Below are 19432 nucleotides of genomic sequence, written 5' to 3' on the forward strand. Positions count from 1 at the left end.
CTCGATTGGAATATTCATCTGCGATTCCCTAAAGTATTTAACCTTTACGCAATCTGGTTTGCACAATTTTAACGATTATGTAAACTCTTGCATTACACAGGTTCCGGGACAGTATGGGCATGAACGGTAATTGCACTATCACGCCCGGAGAATCGAATAAGAGGTCATGATGAGTACAGAGATTAAAGCCCAAGTTGTAGTACTTGGAGCCGGTCCTGCAGGTTATTCTGCAGCATTTCGCTGCGCCGATTTAGGCTTAGAAACCGTTTTGGTTGAGCGTTACAGCACTCTTGGTGGAGTCTGTTTGAATGTCGGGTGTATTCCATCTAAAGCGTTATTACATGTCGCGAAAGTGATTGAAGAAGCGAAAGCCTTAGAAGCTCACGGAATTGTCTTTGGTAAACCTGAAACCGATATCGATAAAGTACGTTCTTGGAAAGACAAAGTTATTGGTCAACTTACCGGCGGCCTCGCGGGTATGGCAAAAGGCCGTAAAGTCACAGTAGTTAATGGAGTGGGCAAATTCACTGGGGCGAACACCTTGTCTGTAGAGGGTGAAAGCGGTACGACCACTATCAACTTTGACAACGCTATTATCGCGGCGGGTTCACGTCCTATCACGCTGCCGTTTATTCCGCATGATGACCCACGCGTATGGAACTCAACTGATGCGCTTGCGCTGACGACTGTCCCTGAGCGTTTACTGGTGATGGGCGGAGGCATTATCGGCCTAGAGATGGCTACTGTCTATCACGCATTGGGATCATCGATCGATGTGGTAGAGATGTTTGATCAGGTTATTCCTGCCGCAGATAAAGACGTTGTTAAAGTCTTTACTAAGCGTATTAGTAAGCAATTTAACCTCATGCTTGAAACGAAAGTGACTGCTGTCGAAGCTAAAGAAGACGGTATTTACGTCACAATGGAAGGTAAAAAAGCGCCTTCCGAGCCACAGCGTTATGATGCAGTACTTGTTGCGATTGGTCGTGTACCGAACGGTAAAGGCCTTGATGCTGAGAAAGCGGGAGTTAATGTCGATGAGCGTGGCTTTATTCGTGTCGATAAGCAACTGCGTACTAACGTACCGCATATCTATGCTATCGGTGACATTGTAGGGCAACCGATGTTGGCCCACAAAGGTGTCCACGAAGGTCATGTTGCCGCGGAAGTGATCGCCGGTAAGAAACACTACTTTGATCCGAAGGTTATTCCATCGATCGCTTACACTGAGCCAGAAGTTGCTTGGGTCGGTCTGACTGAGAAAGAAGCTAAAGAGCAGGGGATTAGCTACGAAACGGCTACATTCCCGTGGGCAGCGTCAGGCCGTGCCATTGCTTCCGACTGTGCTGATGGCATGACAAAGTTAATTTTCGATAAAGAAACACATCGTGTTATTGGTGGAGCGATTGTCGGAACTAATGGTGGAGAATTATTGGGCGAAATTGGCTTAGCAATCGAAATGGGTTGCGATGCGGAAGATATCGCATTAACCATTCACGCTCACCCAACCTTGCACGAGTCTATTGGGTTAGCCGCTGAAGTGTTTGAAGGTAGTATTACCGACCTGCCAAATCCTAAAGCGAAAAAGAGATAATTCTTGCTTGTTTTGTTACTAAGAGCCGCAATGATTCTATTGCGGCTTTTTTATTTTTACAATTCGCGAAATGTTAAGCATTTTTAAAGAAAAAAGCTCGACAGCTTTAGAAATTAGGCGTTTAGTAAATGATAAATTTTTAAATGAGAAGCCAGTGTGTTTAGCGTTTGTGTGGATTTTCTTTAAGTGGCTATATAACCAGTTAAGGTAAAGAGACCTCTATTCATTGGATTATTTTATGCTGGGTACAGCATGATTCTCTAATACCTCATAAAAAATGATGACTTTTATAATGATTATGCTTTCAATGAGGTAGTAATTATGTTGTGTTTTTGTAAACGGATTAACAAAGGTTAAAAATACTGCTATTCTCAATAGGCTAAACTACCCATCAAAAATCCATAAAATGATGATAATTTATCGGTAGAAGATGGTCGTAAAGCTATAACAATGTGAGCGAGGAGAACGTCGTGCTAGAAGAATACCGTAAGCACGTTGCTGAACGTGCTACCCAAGGGATCGTGCCTAAACCTTTAGATGCTACCCAAATGGCTGCCCTAGTGGAACTACTTAAAAATCCACCGCAGGGTGAAGAAGAGTTTCTGATCGACTTATTAGTAAATCGAGTTCCACCTGGCGTTGATGAAGCCGCTTACGTAAAAGCCGGTTTTTTAGCCGCGATTACGAAAGGTGAAACAACATCTCCATTAGTTTCTCGTGAGAAAGCCACTGAACTGTTAGGAACGATGCAAGGTGGGTACAATATCCATCCCTTGATCGAGCTATTAGAAGATGATTCTCTCGCCCCTTTAGCGGCAAAAGCCCTATCCCATACTCTTTTAATGTTCGATAATTTCTATGACGTTGAGGAAAAAGCGAAAGCGGGCAATCCCCATGCACAGCAAATTCTCAAGTCGTGGGCCGAGGCTGAGTGGTTTAACGCTCGCCCTGAATTAGCTGAAAAAATCACTGTTATAGTATTTAAAGTAACAGGCGAAACGAACACTGATGATTTATCCCCTGCACCAGACGCATGGTCTCGTCCTGATATTCCATTACATGCTTTAGCCATGTTAAAAAATGAACGCGAAGGCATTGTTCCAGACGAGCCTGGGAACGTCGGCCCGATCAAGCAAATTGAACAACTAGCGACTCAAGGTTACCCATTGGCTTATGTGGGGGATGTTGTTGGTACAGGATCGTCGCGTAAATCCGCCACTAACTCTGTATTATGGTTTATGGGTGACGATATCCCATATGTTCCAAATAAAAAGGGCGGCGGCGTTGTTCTAGGAAGTAAAATTGCGCCAATATTTTTCAATACGATGGAAGACGCCGGGGCATTACCGATTGAAGTTGATGTCAGCGATCTTAATATGGGAGATATCATCGATATCTACCCTTATAAGGGTGAAATTCGCCGGCATGACAGCGATGAAGTCCTTGTTCGCTTTGAATTAAAGACCGAAGTGTTGTTGGACGAAGTTCGCGCGGGTGGCCGTATTCCGTTAATTATTGGTCGTGGATTGACGACAAAAGCTCGCGAATCGTTAGCATTACCGGCGAGTGATGCTTTCCGAATTGCTAAGCCTGTGGAAAAAAGTACCCGCGGTTACTCTTTAGCGCAGAAAATGGTTGGAAGAGCGTGTGGGGTAGAAGGGATCCGTCCTGGTGAATATTGTGAACCTAAAATGACTTCTGTGGGTTCACAAGATACGACAGGTCCAATGACGCGCGATGAATTAAAAGATCTTGCTTGTCTAGGATTTTCAGCAGATTTAGTCATGCAATCGTTTTGCCATACAGCGGCTTATCCTAAACCCGTCGATGTTCAAACCCATCATACATTACCGGATTTTATTATGAACCGCGGTGGCGTTTCGCTCCGTCCGGGAGATGGTATTATTCATAGCTGGTTAAACCGTATGTTACTCCCTGACACGGTAGGAACAGGGGGAGATTCCCATACACGTTTCCCAATTGGTATCTCGTTCCCAGCCGGTTCAGGACTCGTTGCCTTTGCCGCTGCCACGGGCGTTATGCCATTAGATATGCCAGAATCGGTATTAGTTCGCTTTAAAGGTGAACGTCAACCGGGTATTACCTTGCGTGATCTCGTTCATGCAATTCCTCTTTATGCAATTAAACAAGGTTTATTAACCGTAGAGAAAAAGGGTAAAAAGAACGTCTTTTCGGGGCGTATTTTGGAGATTGAAGGCCTTCCTGACCTTAAAGTTGAACAAGCGTTTGAGCTTTCTGATGCTTCAGCAGAACGCTCGGCAGCAGGATGTACTATTAAGTTAGATCAAGCTCCTATTATTGAATACCTTAACTCGAATATCGTTCTATTGAAGTGGATGATCGCGGAAGGCTATGGCGATCGTCGGACGATCGAACGTCGCATTCAAGGTATGGAAAAGTGGCTCGCTGATCCACAGTTGCTTGAGGGTGATGCCGATGCTGAGTACGCTGCAGTAATCGAGATTGACCTTTCCGAAATTAAAGAGCCTATCCTCTGTGCGCCAAATGATCCTGATGATGCGCGTACTCTCTCTGATGTACAGGGCGAGAAAATCGATGAAGTTTTCATCGGCTCGTGCATGACTAATATCGGCCATTTCCGTGCGGCAGGTAAACTACTTGATAAATACAAGGGGCAACTGCCAACACGCTTATGGGTTGCGCCACCGACGAAAATGGATGCTGCTCAACTGACCGAAGAAGGCTATTACAGCATCTTTGGTAAGAGCGGAGCGCGTGTTGAAATACCGGGTTGTTCACTGTGTATGGGTAACCAAGCGCGTGTTGCTGAGGGAGCTACGGTGGTATCGACATCAACGCGTAACTTCCCGAATCGTCTTGGCCAAGGGGCTAATGTGTTCTTGGCCTCTGCTGAGCTGGCAGCTGTTTCCGCACTATTAGGAAAATTACCAACAGCTGATGAGTATCAGGCTTATATGAACGAAGTGGATAAGAGCGCTGAAGATACCTATCGTTATCTGAATTTTGATCAGCTTAATCAATATACCTCAAAAGCGGATGAAGTTATTTTCCAAACAGCGGTGTAATCGTCGCTAGCTTGTGAAATAATATTTGTAGAGGGGAGCCACTGGCTCCCCTTTTTATATTTAGCCACTGCATAATATGGCCACTACACCATAAAATACGTCTACGTCCAAAAGGGGATAGTGTGGATTACCAGTTTGTAAAGGATATTGATGGAACTATTCGTGTCCAAGTTTCGATGGATCACGAGGTCATCGGTCAATGGTTCAATGAAGAAGTTAAAGCAACGCCTACCTTGTTAGACGAGGTTATACTCGCTGCTGAGTCAATAAAAGGGACCGAGAATCAATGGCAGCATATTGGGCGCGAATATACGATAGCCCTTCATGACGATGAAGTCATGATTCAAGCTAATTTGCTCGCAATCAGCATCGATGAGCTGGATGAAGGAATGAGTTACTACGATCAAGAATCCCTCGCATTTTGTGGATTTGAGGATTTCTTTGCCTTAGTTTCTGCCTACCGCCAATTTATAGGTCAGTAATATTGCTGATCAACCATAGGCTAACAAGCCTAATGTTTTTTCTGCGAGAAGACGGCACTTATCTTCATTCTTAATATGGATACCACGTAAGTCTTCATAACTGCTTTCACCACGTTGTTGCATATTAAAACTATTGTAGTTACTTAAATTCCAGCCATTATGTTGTGCAAAATAGATAAGCGCATTACGTATTTGCGGATCGGGAAGATCATGATAGCCACAGTCATTTTTTAAATAGATGAAAACCGCGGTTAAATCCGCCATATCATCGGCTTGTGAATCATCTAAAGCGTAGCAATAACTGGATAACAAAAAAAATAGAGGAAAAAATAGAATCTTAGCTAAGATTTTCATGGGAATTCTCATCACTACAAATATCTCCAAACGTTAGCACAAAATAGGGAAGAATGACGAGATGTTTACGTTGGGAGACTTGACCTTCCCTTAAGGGAATAGCGTAACGTTTAATGACTGGATATTTTGAGGGGATACGCATGCAACGTCGAGACTTTTTAAAACTTAGCTCGTTATTGATCGGCGCCGGTGCTCTGCCAGCTTGGAGTCGAGAGGCAATGGCATCACAACGCCCGCTACTGACTACACCTATTTTGCTTGAACCCGATTTGCATCAACGTATTGATATCACGGCGATGGCAGGGAAAAGTCTCTGGAATAATAAAACTGTTTCGACGTGGGGCTACAATGGTGCTTATTTAGGGCCGACGATAAAACTGCGCCGTCACCAGCCGGTTTCCTTACGTGTTTATAATCAACTCCCTGTGGAGACTACTGTTCACTGGCACGGATTAGTGGTTGGGGGGGAGGTAGATGGTGGCCCACAAGAGGTCATCAAACCCGGAACGTATCGTGAGGTCGCTTTTACGCCTGATCAGCCAGCCGCGACCTGCTGGTATCACCCACATCCTCATATGACATCTGGTTTTCAAGTCGCTAAGGGGTTAGCTGGACTTCTAGTTATAGAAGATGAGCCGATTAAGACGCTCCGCATCCCATCACAATGGGGGGTTGATGATATCCCTTTAGTTTTTCAAGATAAAAAATTGACGGCTGAAGGTACGGATATTGATTATCAACTGGATATTATGCATGCGTCGGTAGGATGGTTTGGCGACATGATGTTAACCAATGGCAGCCAGTACCCTCAAATTGGTTTACCTAGTGGTTGGGTACGTTTACGGCTATTAAATGGCTGTAATGCTCGCTCTATGAATTTAGCACTGAGTCACGGAAAACCGATGTATGTCATCGCCAGTGATGGGGGATTATTAGCTGAACCCGTCAAGGTTGAGCAGTTACCGATATTACCCGGTGAGCGTTTTGAAGTGATGATTGAGCTTACGGATACGACCCCTTTTGATCTTGTTACCTTGCCTGTCACCCAAATAGGCATGACGCTCCCTCCTTTCGACCAGCCTTTGCCGGTGTTAAAAATTTTACCGCTGCGCATTGAGGGTAGCGCAGAACTCCCTGATAAATTGGTAACACTTCCCTCTGTACCTAGCACGGATGGCTTGATACGACGTCGTGTTCGCTTGTCGATGGACGCACAACTTGATGCAATGGGAATGCAGCAGCTAATGCAGCGTTATGGGCAAAAAGCAATGGCGGGCATGCCGATGCATTCGATGTCTTCGATGCCGGATAAAATGAGTGACTCAATGCAGAATAGCCATGCTTCGATGCCAGGCATGGCTAGCGGCCAGATGGCCGATCATAACTACGATTTTCATCAAGGTAATAAAATTAATGGTAAGGCCTACCAGAACAATGATATTTCTTGGCAAAGTTCACAAGGGCAGCACGAAATTTGGGAAATAAGTGGTGAAGGAGACATGATGCTACATCCTTTCCACATTCATGGTACGCAATACCGTATTCTTAGCGAAAATGATCAGCCTGTTCCAGCTCATCGTCAAGGATGGAAAGATACTGTCCGTGTTGAAGGTGGCGTAAGCCAAGTCATGGTATTGTTCCCGCATACTGCAGATCGTCAATCTCCTTATATGGCGCATTGCCATTTATTGGAGCATGAAGATACAGGAATGATGATGAGTTTCACTGTAGGCAAGAATGTATAGTTAAGGGAATAACAGGGTTTTTATCTCAAATAAAATCCCTGTTATACTCCACCCTTTAATTTTTAGCGTTAAATTCTCAGGAAAATGTGTATTCCTATAAAGCCTTTACCGCTAAGCGTACAATAAAAACTGAGTGTGCTCAGTGAGACAGAAATTATGAAACATACCGTTGAAGTGATGATTTCCGAACAGGAAATAAAGAGCCGTATTACAGCATTAGGGCAACAAATTACCGATGCTTATCAAGATCGTGGCAAAGATATGGTATTAGTCGGCTTACTACGCGGTTCATTTATGTTTATGGCCGATCTCTGCCGGGCGATAAATGTCTCCCATGAAGTCGATTTTATTACTGCCTCAAGTTACGGTAATGGCATGTCATCGACTCGTGATGTGAAAATTCTCAAAGATCTCGATGAAGATATTCGTGGCAAGGATGTTCTAATTGTCGAAGATATTATCGATTCAGGAAATACACTGAGTAAAGTCCGCGAAATTTTACAACTACGTGATCCAGCTTCGCTGGCTATCTGTACTTTGCTGGATAAACCTGAGCGTAGAGAAGTGGAAGTTAAAGTGGAATATGTTGGCTTTTCTATCCCTGATGAGTTTGTCGTTGGATATGGTATTGACTATGCTCAGCGCTATCGTCACCTTCCTTACATTGGACGGGTTGTACCAGAATAAAAGTGCGAACCGCACAAAGTTTCAGGCCAGCATTGCTGGCCTGTTCTATAATTGAGGTCGAATAAATATGCTCTGTATGTGTAAGACTCTGATGTAGTAGGGAATACACTATATTTATTGTGGGGTATTGTGATCTTGACGACCGTACGCTGATAGTTTTTAAGTCGAGCGGTAGAAGTCTTTCCTACACAGCGTTGTTATGTCGCATTTGCACTGCATACTTCGTTTATTATTGCGAGAAAGCCTAGGATGACTGATTTATCGTTCACCGCCCCCTCTCTGTCCGTATCGGAATATCAATCAATATGATTATGCTTTTATGCGGTATTGGGGGAATAACCTAACGGGTTGCTCCAGTCATTAGCGGGTGATGAGGTATAGGACGGCAATAACGATAGTGTGAGCAGTGCTATTTGTCGTCATTCATCATGGCTCTAAGTATTTTCAACCTTAACAAGTCAGGCTTATGCCGACCAAATTCCCCTTTGTGCAAGACAGGGGGATAGCGCGAACACCCATTATTCATAATAGGCATGGAGTTGATATGAATTTTGCACTGGAAATTTCCGGGCTAACGAAAACCTATGGTAATCAAGTTAACGCATTGAAGGGTATCGACTTAACCGTTGAAGCAGGCGATTTTTATGCATTACTAGGTCCTAATGGTGCAGGAAAATCAACGACGATCGGTATTATTAGCTCCTTAGTTAATAAAACCTCTGGAAGCGTCAAAGTGTTTGGTTATGATCTCGATAGCGATAAAGTGAGAGCAAAACTACAACTTGGTTTAGTCCCACAAGAGTTTAATTTCAACCCGTTTGAAACCGTGCTTCAAGTTGTCACCAATCAAGCCGGTTATTATGGCGTAGAAAAAAAACTGGCCCTAGTGCGCGCAGAAAAGTACCTGCGTCAGTTGGACTTATGGGAAAAGCGCCATCAAAAATCACGTATGCTTTCCGGAGGGATGAAGCGACGTTTGATGATAGCGCGGGCTTTGATGCATGAACCCAAACTTTTGATCTTAGATGAACCCACCGCGGGCGTCGATATTGAACTAAGACGTTCTATGTGGGGATTTTTGAAACAGCTCAATGAGTCGGGTACCACTATTATTCTCACTACTCACTATCTCGAAGAGGCCGAAATGCTTTGCCGTAACATTGGCATTATTCAGCGTGGCGAGCTGGTCGAGAATACGAGTATGAAAGCATTGCTGGCAAAAGTGGAATCGGAAACTTTTGTACTTGATTTAGCCCCCCACAACTCAGTTGCAGCCTTAGAGGGATTTCGTTATCAAAATATTGATGCAACTACCCTAGAGGTTGAGGTTCAGCGTGAACAGGGGATGAACGAAGTGTTTAGCCAGCTATCAGCCCAGCAGATACAAGTGTTGAGCCTGCGTAATAAAGCAAACCGTCTGGAAGAATTGTTTGTTGATTTAGTCAGCAATACGGGGAAGAGTAATTAATGGCACACTTATATTGGGTCGCACTTAAGCGGCTATGGGCGAAAGAAATCCATCGATTTGGCCGTATCTGGATTCAAACGTTAGTCCCACCTGTCATTACCATGACGCTCTATTTTATCATTTTTGGTAATCTTATTGGGTCTCGTATTGGGGATATGCATGGCTTCACATATATGCAGTTTATTGTACCTGGCTTAATTATGATGTCGGTGATCACCAACTCTTATTCTAATGTAGCCTCTTCATTTTTCAGTGCTAAATTTCAGCATAACATCGAAGAGTTGCTCGTTGCTCCGGTACCCACGCATGTGATTATCGCAGGTTATGTGGGGGGGGGTGTGGCTCGTGGTATCTGTGTTGGCGCGTTAGTCACGGCTATATCGCTCTTATTTGTGCCTTTTCACGTCTTTTACTGGCCGATGGTTGCCTTGACCATCTTACTGACCGCTATCGTATTTTCCTTAGCGGGATTATTAAATGCAGTTTTTGCACGCAGTTTCGATGATATTAGTTTAATCCCCACTTTCGTGCTGACACCGTTAACCTATTTAGGAGGCGTTTTTTATTCACTATCACTGCTCCCTCCTTTCTGGCAAGGGGTTTCAAAATTGAACCCGATCGTGTACATGATCAGTGGGTTTCGTTATGGATTCCTCGGTATTCAAGACGTTCCTGTGGCGTTAACCTTAGTGATACTCGTGATCTTTGTGGCAGTATTTTATGCCATTGTCTGGGGATTGATTGAGCGTGGGAAAGGATTGCGTAGCTAGCCCCCCACACTAAGTACCCATAGTGTGAGGAGGCCGATCACTCATGCTATGGGGAGTATGACTTGTTGATTATCGATCAATCGGGCTTTACCTAACCAAGCGGCCATGAGGATAATGGCCTTGCGGCTCTTATCAGTCAGTGGCATTAAGGTATCTGCATCGCAGATTGCAATACCGTCAGGCTGCCAACCTCTACATCTTAGGCGCTCTTCTGCGCGGCTAATTAGCGTGGCAAGCTCTTTTTCACCTTGGCTTAAATGCTCAGCCATCCAGTGCATAGTTTGACTCAATTCAACCGCTTGCAGCCGCTCGGCTTCAGTTAGATAGCCGTTACGGGAACTTAAGGCTACGCCATCTTCTGCACGAACTGTCGGTACGCCTACGATAGTAATCGGATAATTGAGGTCGATCACCATCTTACGAATAATAGCGAGCTGTTGAAAATCTTTTTCGCCAAAACAGGCAATATCAGGTTGAACGATATTGAAGAGCTTACTGACTACCGTACTGACACCTTTGAAGTGACCAGGCCGGCTTGCGCCTTCTAACAGTTCAGATAATCCTGGAACAAACACTGACGACTGTTCATCGAGTCCAGCGGGGTAGAGCGTACCCACATTAGGAGTAAACAAAAAATCGGCTTTTCCTTCCAATAGCTGTTGATCATTTTCCAGAGTACGTGGATAACGAGCCAAATCATCTGGCCGATCAAATTGCATCGGGTTAACAAAGATAGACACGACAACGACTTCAGCAAGCTCCTTTGCCTTCTCGACTAAGGTAATATGACCTTGATGAAGGTTACCCATTGTTGGTACAAATGCGATGGTTTTTCCTTGACGACGCGCGTTTGCTAAAGTGCGTTGTAGTCCGGGGATATCGTGAAAAGTTTGCATGAGCGAGACCCTTTATCCTTTAAAACTATGTTCTAGGCTTGGGAAGGTGCCGGCAAGAACTTGGCGTTGGTACTCTTCAACAGCAGCGGCAATTGACCCCGTTTCGGTCAAGAAATTTTTTGCAAACTTAGGCACATATCCTGATGTAATGCCTATCATATCTTGCATCACCAATATTTGTCCGTCGGTCTGGGTACCAGCACCAATTCCTATAACCGGAATAGAAAGCGCTTCGGTAATACGTTTGGCCAAGGAGAGGGGGATACATTCTAAAACCAGTAATTGCATGCCCGCAGCTTCTAGGGTAAGAGCATCGCTTAATAGTTGGTCAGCGTGTTCTTCGGTTTTACCTTGAACCTGATAACCTCCGAAAATATTGACTGATTGAGGGGTTAAGCCAAGATGTCCACAAACAGGTACGGCGCGTTCAGTAAGGTAACGAATGGTATCAGCGAGCCAGGCTCCGCCTTCAATTTTAACCATGTTTGCCCCAGCTTGCATGACGCGTGCTGCATTATGGCCTGCTTGTTCTTTCGTGGCATAGCTCATAAAAGGGAGATCCGCGAGCAGTAGGACGTTGGGGGCACCCTGACGAACATGGCGAGTGTGATAAACCATATCATCGACGGTAACTGGAACCGTCGAATCGTGGCCCTGTATGGTCATCCCTAAGGAGTCTCCGACGAGTAAAACCGGAATTCCCTGCTCTGCAAATAAGCGCGCAAAGCTATAATCATAAGCGGTCAGTGAGGCGAATTTTTTACCTTCAAGTTTCCACTGACGTAAATTCTTCAGGGTAATAGGTTTCATTTTACACTCTTGTCAAGGATCAGCATGACGCGGAGTTTACATTAACTCTTTCTACTCGGGAATCCCTCCGCGAATTTTGCTAAATCCTTAGCGACTTACCAAAGTGTAATGGCAGAGGTGTCGAGTGAAGCGAGGTAATGTGAGACGGTTTTATTCTCACCAATGGTGAGATCACCACTCGCAACTTCTGCGAGCGGCACCAGCATAAAAGCGCGATTGTGCATATCGTAGTGCGGCAGTATCAGTCTCTCGGTGTTTAACGTCAGATCACCGAACAGTAGCAAGTCGAGATCAAGTGTGCGCGGTCCCCAACGCTCATCTTTACGTTCGCGGCCTTGCTCTTGTTCAATACGTTGAGTGTGATCAAGCAACGCTAAGGGAGATAATGCGGTATCAAGTACGACCACTGCATTAAGAAAATCCGGCTGATCTTGCGGGCCGTAAGGCGGGGTTCGGTAGAAAGACGACGTGGCGACAAGTGTTGACATCGGCAACGCCGCAAGGGCGTCTATCGCCCTCCGACATTGCTCTAATGGGTCACGTAAGTTACTACCTAGTGCAATATAAACCCTAACCATTGTCTAGCTCTCGTTACGGCGTGGAGCATGGCTTTTAGTTGTACGTTTACGCGGACGGTTGTAGCGTCGACGTTGCGCCGGGTCACTGCCTAAATCTTGTAACATTGCGGCCTGATCATTTGCACTCTTGGCTTGGAATTCCGTCCACCAATCGCTTAAACGTTGTAGTTCGACTGAAGATTCCACGCTTGCACGAAGGACGAGAAGGTCGTAGGCGGCTCTAAATTTCGGAAGTTCCATCAATTTCCAAGCACGTTTTCCATGTCGCCGTGAGATTCGTAACTGTAGTGTCCAAATATCACGAATCATAGTGGTGAAGCGTTTTGGAATAGCAATCGCCCGACAGGCTTCATCTAAGGTGTCGTTCATTGCTAAAGCAAAGGCTTCAAAAAAGGGTAGGCCACTTTCTTGGGCAATTTGTTGTGCTTTTTCCTGTAATGGATACCAATACATCACCGAAAAGAGAAATGCCGGATTAACACGCTGATCATTGTGCAGTCGATGGTCGGTATTCTTTAGTACTTGCACTAAAATTCGTTCCATTGGGCTGTCGCCACTTTCGGTGAAGCAATGGTGAATTAAAGGAAATAACGGTTCAAATAAATGATACTTACGCAATAGCGGATAGGTCTGTTCACCGTATCCTGATTGTAAGAGCTTCAATGTCTCTTCAAAGAGTCGAGCTGGTGGAATATTCTGTAAAAGTCCCGCTAATTCAGGTATCGGTGCAGCAGTTTCTGGAGCGATTTGCATACCTAATTTGGCGCTAAAGCGGATAACTCGTAGCATCCGTACTGGGTCTTCGCGATACCGTGTTTCAGGATGACCAATAAGACGAATAATTCCTTGTTCTAGGTCTCTTAACCCATTGACGTAGTCGCGTACGGTAAAATCAGCCGCACTGTAATAGAGGCTGTTGATGGTCAGATCACGACGCTGGGCATCGTCTTCAATACTTCCAAAAATATTATCACGTAAGAGCATTCCATTTTGCCCTTGCTGCGATGTATTACGGTCGACAGCCTCTTCCTGTTCATGGTGGCCACGAAAGGTGGCGACCTCAATCACTTCTGGACCAAACATGACGTGGGCAAGACGAAAACGGCGGCCGACTAACCGACAGTTACGAAATAATTTTCGCATCTGTTCGGGGGTCGCATTGGTCGTAATATCGAAATCTTTCGGTTTGTTACCCAGTAATAGATCGCGAACACCACCGCCCACTAAATAAGCCTCGAAACCTGACTTATTTAGACGATGCATCACTTTCAGTGCATTATCACTGATATCTCGACGAGAGATGGTATGTTGATCGCGTGGAATGATCGTTATCGGCGAAGGGACGTCTTCTGCAGAGGTGTTCTCCTCGTCACGCGTGAGGATTTTTCTGCAAAATTTAGCGACTCGGGTAAAAATAGTACACCTCAACAATAAAAGTAAACACTGTTCTAAATTAATCACTCATCATAGCCTGTTGTGGAGCATTTTAGAATGTTGATAACACATCTGTAGTAACGAAAGTGTTATTAATTGGGATTTTTGTTCTGTCCCACTGTTCTATAGCCTGATGAATGAGTTGTTCTACGCTGAAATCCTGCCACTCATCGTTGACGGTTTGTCCTAATGCAGATAACGCAAGAATGAGGATGCGTTGCGGTGATGTGACTGGTAGGGCGGGTGCACGGTTTTGCTTGGAGAGTTTATTACCAGCCTGATCGAGAGCGAGGGGCAGATGTAGATAATCAGGAATTGGCCAGCTAAGCTGTCGATAAAGCGCGATTTGACGAACTGTTGGCTCAATTAAATCTGCACCACGCACTACTTGAGTGATCCCCTGATCGTGGTCGTCTATCGTTACGGCTAGGTTATAGGCAAATAAGCCATCACGACGATGAATAATAAAATCTTCTTGTGCTAGTCGAAGATCGCAGTTCACGGTGCCGCGTAACATATCGTGAAAATGCATCACGGGAGATCGTTGATAGAATCGTAGGGCGGCTCCATGGCTATTATGCTGTTGATCGCGACAGCTCCCTAGATAGTAACCTCCGGATTGTTGAATTGATTTTCTCGTACAAGTGCAATAGTAGCTATGATGGTGGGAGATAAACCACTGCAATATTTCTCGATAACGAGCATGATGTTGCGATTGCCAACTGACCGAACCATCCCATTCTAATCCATAGACTTCGAGTTGTTCCAATATCCGCTTAGACGCGCCCTTGATTTCTCTAGGAGGATCAATATCCTCAATACGAACAAACCAGCGGCCTTGCTGTGAACGAGCGTCAAGATAGCTTCCGAGTGCGGTCATTAATGAACCGAAGTGAAGGTCACCAGAAGGTGATGGCGCGAAGCGGCCAGTAATGGGAGATTTATGGGTCATAATGGGAGTCATGGCACAGCCACTTGCAAAAATGCAGTGCGGCCGTGCAATAAGGTATATCCTTGGTCAGATGGAAGATTAACCAGCCATCTGTTTTTCACGAATTTCTGCTAACGTCTTACAATCGATACACATATCGGCGGTAGGACGGGCTTCTAAACGGCGAATACCGATTTCTACACCACAAGCGTCACAAAAACCGAAGTCGTCATCTTCGACTTTTTTCAGCGTTTTTTCTATTTTCTTAATTAACTTGCGTTCACGATCTCGATTACGCAGTTCCAGACTGAACTCTTCTTCCTGTGTTGCGCGATCTGCCGGGTCAGGAAAGTTAGCCGCTTCGTCTTGCATATGACTGACTGTACGGTCTACTTCATCCCTGAGTTGATTACGCCAAGCAACAAGAATTTTCTTGAAGTGTTCCAGCTGGGCTTCGTTCATATACTCTTCGCCCGGTTTCTCCTGATACGGCGCCACCCCAGCGATGGCGAGGATACTCAGAGACGATGTTTTACGTTTTTGCCCTTCTTGCATGGTGCTTCTCCTGGATAACACGCACTATCGATTCCTGATTCCCTTAAGGGGAAAAAAAACAGGGCGCTATAAATATCAGAATCTCTAGGGGTTGGCAATTACTGATAACGATGAGTTTTGTGTTCTTGATAATATGTTTATAATAAAAGAGAGAAAAGTCCTTAAAGAAAACATTTCACACGTTATTTAGTAAATGGTATCGGATCCACTAATGTTAACTGTTGATGAGTGACTTGTGCGCGATAAGCGATAACTTCTACGCCAAGCTCAATGGCCTCATACAAAAGATGAGCATAAGCCGGATCAAGGTGTTGTGCTGCCCTAACTTGAGTAATACCGGTATGCAAAACGGCAAAAAATAATACTGCACGTTTTCCTTGTTTGACGATAGACATCAATTCCCGTAAATGTTTTTGCCCGCGTAGTGTGATGGTATCGGGAAAGTAACCTGAAGAATTCTCTAATAACGTCACCGATTTCACTTCAAGATAACATTGCTCCCCGTCTTTATTTGATAGCACGAAATCAATTCTGCTTTTTTCATCACCAAACCGGACTTCTCGTTGCCAATGTGTAAAGTGGCTCAGTGACGGAATTTTCCGATGCTCAATAAGTTCTTCAACCAGCTGATTCGCGCGAAGTGTGTTGACACCTATCCAATGATCGTTGGCCGTTTGCGTTAGCTCCCAGCTACAAGGATACTTACGCGTTTTTGAGGAAGAGAACGAGTACCATACGGTATCACCAGGGGTGGCACATCCAGTCATTGCCCCAGTATTGGCACAATGAAGGGTGGTTATCTCCCCATTAGGGAGACGAACGTCTGCTAAGAAACGTTTATAACGTTTAATTAATTGAGCCGGCTGGAGTGGGGGGATAAATTCCATTAATTATTATTCCCGAAAAGTGGGTAATCATGCTCGGTATTGAGGATAACTCGGCCTTGGTGGTAACGGCTGCTTAGCAACGAAAACTGTCGGCAATGAACTGGCCAAGAGAAATCCGGTTTGGCGAGTGTCAGTGATGGGTTAGCCTGTCGTAAAAGCGTGATATGTGGGTGGAAAGGTTGAGAAGGTTGTGGGCAGCCAACTCTCGCTACCCTTGATCGTAATAATTCGGCCAATTGTAATAAACCACGGGGGGCTGGCCGACAACCTACCCAAACCTGTCCAGACCGAGACCAATACCCGGCATCATTAAGTGTAAAAGAAAATGCAGGCGGGCGCAGTGATTCCGTCAGCGAGTGTAGTTGCGCGAGCTGTGTCATACTGGGCTGCGTCATCCAAGCTAACACCATATAAAGATGTTCTTTGGCAACCGGTCTACCTTCATCAGCCGGCAGTGCCGTTGACCGCCAATTGACGATCTGTTCAGCCACTGTGTTAGGCAGGGTTAAGGCAAAAAAATAGTGGCAGTTGGCAGTTTTTCTCGGAGAAGGCACAGAGTTCCTCATCGTGCTCAAGGGGAAAATAAGAACGCGAAACGAATTGATGGTATTATCGTTATAGTATCATAATTTTATATGGAGCGAATATTGAGCCTCCTTCCTATCCATGATGTTCTTGATGAGTTGCTACATTCTCTCATTCACTCTCCACAAGTTATCTTGCAAGCGCCCCCTGGTGCGGGTAAATCGACGTGGCTACCCATTCAATTACTCCAGCATCTTCCTCTTACCGGAAAAATTATTATGCTTGAGCCTAGGCGAGTCGCGGCGAAAAATGTGGCGTATCGTCTTGCACAATGCTTAGGTGAAGTACCGGGCGTTACGGTAGGTTATCGAATGCGAGCCGAGCAATGCGTGGGGAAAGAGACGCGATTAGAGGTTGTCACTGAAGGAATATTAACTCGACGGCTTCAGCAAGATCCAATGTTAGAAGGCGTGTCGCTCGTTATTATCGACGAATTTCACGAGCGGAGTTTGCAGGCTGATTTAGCCTTAGCATTTTTGCTTGATATTCAAAATGGTTTACGCGATGACCTTAAGCTACTGATTATGTCAGCAACATTGGATAATCGCCGCTTAGCTGAGTGCTTACCCGATGCACCCACCATTTATTCTGCGGGAAGATATTTTCCGGTTGAGCGTTTTTATCAGGCACTGTCTTCTCAACGGCCGTTTTCGACAACTCTCGCCAGTAAAATTATTGAAGTACTGAAAAATGAAGAAGGCGATATGCTGGTCTTTCTACCGGGAGAGCGTGAGATCCACCAAGTTATCAATGAGGTGGCAGCACATTGCCCAGCAGGTATCGCATTAACCCCTTTGTATGGTGCTCTCTCGATTGACGAACAGCAGCAGGCGCTTAGCGTCTCAATGGCCGGACAGCGAAAAGTGGTATTCGCTACCAATATCGCTGAAACCAGTTTAACCATTGAGGGGATCCGTTTAATTATCGATTCAGTGTTAGAACGAGTTTCGCTTTTTGACTTACGAGCAGGCTGTCATCGCTTAAAAACGCAATTCATTAGCCAAGCTTCAATGACACAACGTGCCGGACGTGCGGGACGCATAATGTCTGGAAAATGCTGGCATTTGGTCACGCGTGAACAGGCCGAACGGTTAGCAGAGCAAGCAGTTCCTGAGATTTTACGTACTGAACTTACTGGAATGTTGCTCAATGTATTGGCATGGGGATGCCAAGATGTCGCGAGTTTACAATGGATTGATCTCCCTCCACAGGCGGCCCTTCGCCACGCTCAAGGACAATTATACCAACTAGGTGCCGTTGACCTATCCGGTAAACTTACGGCGAAGGGACGGCGAATGGCAAATCTCGGGGTAGCTCCACGTCTCGCCGCGATGCTAGTGGCAGCCGAAGGTCTTGAAGGAAGTCTCTCCACCGCAGCGTTACTCACTGCGATTATTGAACAGCCGGAACGGCGTGGTGAGGGGGATTTACGTGATAGTCTTGCTGCCCCTAGTTCATTATGGAATAAACGCGCTCGGCAAATGACACAACGACTAGGCCAAACCTTTACTTCTGTTAAGCCGGACAGCGTTATTCCCTTATTATTGAGTGCTTTTGCTGATCAAATGGCTTACCGTCGTGGTACGAGTCACCGCTTTCAACTGGCGAACGGACGTGGTGCGACCTTAGCATATGAACATCCACTTGCAGGTTATACATGGCTTATCGCTCTACAGTTACAATTAGCGACGGATCGACACGATGCGAGTATTCAGCTTGCGATGCCGGTTACTCTTGATCAGATTCGTTGTGACGCTCCCGAGCTGATCACTTTTCGCCATGGATTGGAATGGGATGAGCGGCTCGCTCGCTTTACGTTCTGGCAACATGAAGTTATCGGCGAAATTATTATTAGCTCACGTCGTGCAGAGAAGCCTGATTCACGGCAGTTGATTGCGGCTTATTTGACGTGGGTGAAAGATAAAGGGCTTACTGCATTACCTTGGGACAAACCAGCCATCGAATTACGGGAACGCTTACGTTTCGCCCAGCGATGGCTGCCTGAAATAGCCTGGCCATCAATGGCTGATACGGATTTACAAGAAACCTTGGCTCTGTGGTTAACTCCAGAATTAGAAAAGCTCCCCCCAACGGGCGATTTTTCACGTATCAATCTTTATGAAGCGTTAAAAGCGCAGCTCACATGGGAACAATGGCAATGCCTTGAGACGGAAATCCCGACGAAAATCCGTGTCCCTACAGGACGTTATGTGGCCATCGACTATACTTCTCCCCGAGCGCCCCTGTTATCGATCAAAGTACAAGAAATGTACGGTCAGTCGCAGGAATTAACTTTAGCACGGGGTCGAGTGGCTCTGGTGATAGAGTTATTATCGCCGGCACAGAGACCTATACAAATTACTCAAGATTTAGCGGGTTTCTGGCAAGGGAGCTGGCGTGAAGTTCAAAAAGAGATGAAAGGGCGCTATCCTAAACATCTTTGGCCAGATGATCCGGCTAATACCTTACCAACGATAAAAACACGAAAATAGAGACGTTGAAATTTAGTAACGAATCTTTCGGAAGGTTCTGTATTTTTGAACCTAAAATAAAGATAAAGTATGTCGCCGATTATGGCAAAGCTTGGA

17 protein-coding genes are annotated in these 19432 nt (G+C 45.4%); 8 read left to right on the forward strand and 9 right to left on the reverse strand.

Annotated features, from left to right (window positions below):
- The first annotated feature begins 169 nt into the window (after positions 1 to 169).
- From lpdA to HGT73_RS02260, 3 genes are all read left to right on the forward strand, one after another.
- The gene (gene lpdA / locus HGT73_RS02250) at positions 170 to 1594 is read left to right on the forward strand and encodes a dihydrolipoyl dehydrogenase (protein WP_214212099.1); all 1425 of its coding nucleotides are present in this window, start codon (positions 170 to 172) and stop codon (positions 1592 to 1594) included.
- 470 nt (positions 1595 to 2064) lie between these two features.
- On the forward strand, positions 2065 to 4662 hold the full coding sequence (gene acnB / locus HGT73_RS02255; RefSeq protein ID WP_214212021.1) for a bifunctional aconitate hydratase 2/2-methylisocitrate dehydratase: 2598 nt from the start codon (positions 2065 to 2067) through the stop codon (positions 4660 to 4662).
- 122 nt (positions 4663 to 4784) lie between these two features.
- Positions 4785 to 5144, forward strand: a complete 360-nt coding sequence (locus HGT73_RS02260) for a YacL family protein (RefSeq protein ID WP_214212022.1) — start codon at positions 4785 to 4787, stop codon at positions 5142 to 5144.
- A gap of 9 nt (positions 5145 to 5153) precedes the next feature.
- Here the strand turns inward: HGT73_RS02260 and HGT73_RS02265 are convergent, their stop codons facing one another.
- Complete coding sequence (locus HGT73_RS02265; protein ID WP_214212023.1) at positions 5154 to 5498, reverse strand: YacC family pilotin-like protein; 345 nt, start codon at positions 5496 to 5498, stop codon at positions 5154 to 5156.
- Between the two features lie 140 nt (positions 5499 to 5638).
- Between HGT73_RS02265 and cueO the strand changes: the two genes are divergently transcribed.
- The 4 genes from cueO (at position 5639) to HGT73_RS02285 (ending at position 10168) form a co-directional block, all read left to right on the forward strand.
- The gene (cueO, locus tag HGT73_RS02270) at positions 5639 to 7243 is read left to right on the forward strand and encodes a multicopper oxidase CueO (protein ID WP_214212024.1); all 1605 of its coding nucleotides are present in this window, start codon (positions 5639 to 5641) and stop codon (positions 7241 to 7243) included.
- 156 nt (positions 7244 to 7399) lie between these two features.
- The gene (gene hpt, locus HGT73_RS02275; protein WP_214212025.1) at positions 7400 to 7930 is read left to right on the forward strand and encodes a hypoxanthine phosphoribosyltransferase; all 531 of its coding nucleotides are present in this window, start codon (positions 7400 to 7402) and stop codon (positions 7928 to 7930) included.
- 544 nt (positions 7931 to 8474) lie between these two features.
- A complete protein-coding gene (locus tag HGT73_RS02280; protein ID WP_214212026.1) occupies positions 8475 to 9398 on the forward strand; it encodes an ABC transporter ATP-binding protein in 924 nt (307 codons plus the stop codon).
- A complete protein-coding gene (locus HGT73_RS02285) occupies positions 9398 to 10168 on the forward strand; it encodes an ABC transporter permease (protein ID WP_214212027.1) in 771 nt (256 codons plus the stop codon). The genes HGT73_RS02280 and HGT73_RS02285 overlap by 1 nt, the downstream gene beginning before the upstream one ends.
- Positions 10169 to 10209: 41 nt before the next feature.
- Here HGT73_RS02285 and panC read toward each other — a convergent pair whose 3' ends face one another.
- The 8 genes from panC to thpR all read right to left on the reverse strand — a co-directional run bounded on the left by panC (position 10210) and on the right by thpR (position 16813).
- Positions 10210 to 11064, reverse strand: a complete 855-nt coding sequence (gene panC / locus HGT73_RS02290; protein ID WP_214212028.1) for a pantoate--beta-alanine ligase — start codon at positions 11062 to 11064, stop codon at positions 10210 to 10212.
- Between the two features lie 12 nt (positions 11065 to 11076).
- Positions 11077 to 11874 (reverse strand): 3-methyl-2-oxobutanoate hydroxymethyltransferase, encoded by a 798-nt coding sequence (gene panB, locus HGT73_RS02295; protein WP_214212029.1) that lies wholly within the window; start codon positions 11872 to 11874, stop codon positions 11077 to 11079.
- 95 nt (positions 11875 to 11969) lie between these two features.
- Entirely contained in the window at positions 11970 to 12452 is a 483-nt protein-coding gene (gene folK, locus HGT73_RS02300; protein ID WP_214212030.1) for a 2-amino-4-hydroxy-6-hydroxymethyldihydropteridine diphosphokinase, read from the reverse strand.
- A gap of 3 nt (positions 12453 to 12455) precedes the next feature.
- Positions 12456 to 13868 carry a polynucleotide adenylyltransferase PcnB gene (gene pcnB / locus HGT73_RS02305; protein WP_214212100.1) on the reverse strand — a complete coding sequence of 471 codons (1413 nt, stop codon included), beginning with the start codon at positions 13866 to 13868 and terminating at the stop codon, positions 12456 to 12458.
- Positions 13869 to 13938: 70 nt separating this feature from the next.
- Positions 13939 to 14838, reverse strand: a complete 900-nt coding sequence (gene gluQRS / locus HGT73_RS02310; protein ID WP_214212031.1) for a tRNA glutamyl-Q(34) synthetase GluQRS — start codon at positions 14836 to 14838, stop codon at positions 13939 to 13941.
- Between the two features lie 78 nt (positions 14839 to 14916).
- Positions 14917 to 15372 carry an RNA polymerase-binding protein DksA gene (gene dksA / locus HGT73_RS02315; RefSeq protein WP_214212032.1) on the reverse strand — a complete coding sequence of 152 codons (456 nt, stop codon included), beginning with the start codon at positions 15370 to 15372 and terminating at the stop codon, positions 14917 to 14919.
- Between the two features lie 182 nt (positions 15373 to 15554).
- Positions 15555 to 16259, reverse strand: coding sequence for a DNA/RNA nuclease SfsA (sfsA, locus tag HGT73_RS02320; protein WP_214212033.1), 705 nt, complete (start codon positions 16257 to 16259; stop codon positions 15555 to 15557).
- On the reverse strand, positions 16259 to 16813 hold the full coding sequence (gene thpR, locus HGT73_RS02325; RefSeq protein WP_241608612.1) for an RNA 2',3'-cyclic phosphodiesterase: 555 nt from the start codon (positions 16811 to 16813) through the stop codon (positions 16259 to 16261). Before thpR ends, sfsA begins: the two co-directional genes overlap by 1 nt.
- Before the next feature lie 93 nt (positions 16814 to 16906).
- Here thpR and hrpB point away from each other — a divergent pair, with 93 nt between their 5' ends.
- Complete coding sequence (gene hrpB / locus HGT73_RS02330) at positions 16907 to 19336, forward strand: ATP-dependent helicase HrpB (protein ID WP_244968406.1); 2430 nt, start codon at positions 16907 to 16909, stop codon at positions 19334 to 19336.
- The last annotated feature ends 96 nt before the right edge of the window (positions 19337 to 19432 follow it).

It is taken from the genome of Rosenbergiella australiborealis (assembly GCF_018494035.1).
Classification (GTDB): Bacteria; Pseudomonadota; Gammaproteobacteria; order Enterobacterales; family Enterobacteriaceae; genus Rosenbergiella; species Rosenbergiella australiborealis.

Excerpts from the sequence above, each read along its gene's own strand:
- gluQRS (WP_214212031.1), bottom strand. The coding sequence starts at position 14,838 with ATGACCCATAAATCTCCCATTACTGGCCGCTTCGCGCCATCACCTTCT.
- sfsA (WP_214212033.1), bottom strand. The coding sequence starts at position 16,259 with ATGGAATTTATCCCCCCACTCCAGCCGGCTCAATTAATTAAACGTTAT.
- dksA (WP_214212032.1), bottom strand. The coding sequence starts at position 15,372 with ATGCAAGAAGGGCAAAAACGTAAAACATCGTCTCTGAGTATCCTCGCC.
- HGT73_RS02280 (WP_214212026.1), top strand. The coding sequence starts at position 8,475 with ATGAATTTTGCACTGGAAATTTCCGGGCTAACGAAAACCTATGGTAAT.
- cueO (WP_214212024.1), top strand. The coding sequence starts at position 5,639 with ATGCAACGTCGAGACTTTTTAAAACTTAGCTCGTTATTGATCGGCGCC.
- panB (WP_214212029.1), bottom strand. The coding sequence starts at position 11,874 with ATGAAACCTATTACCCTGAAGAATTTACGTCAGTGGAAACTTGAAGGT.
- hpt (WP_214212025.1), top strand. The coding sequence starts at position 7,400 with ATGAAACATACCGTTGAAGTGATGATTTCCGAACAGGAAATAAAGAGC.
- panC (WP_214212028.1), bottom strand. The coding sequence starts at position 11,064 with ATGCAAACTTTTCACGATATCCCCGGACTACAACGCACTTTAGCAAAC.
- HGT73_RS02265 (WP_214212023.1), bottom strand. The coding sequence starts at position 5,498 with ATGAAAATCTTAGCTAAGATTCTATTTTTTCCTCTATTTTTTTTGTTA.
- HGT73_RS02285 (WP_214212027.1), top strand. The coding sequence starts at position 9,398 with ATGGCACACTTATATTGGGTCGCACTTAAGCGGCTATGGGCGAAAGAA.
- folK (WP_214212030.1), bottom strand. The coding sequence starts at position 12,452 with ATGGTTAGGGTTTATATTGCACTAGGTAGTAACTTACGTGACCCATTA.
- lpdA (WP_214212099.1), top strand. The coding sequence starts at position 170 with ATGAGTACAGAGATTAAAGCCCAAGTTGTAGTACTTGGAGCCGGTCCT.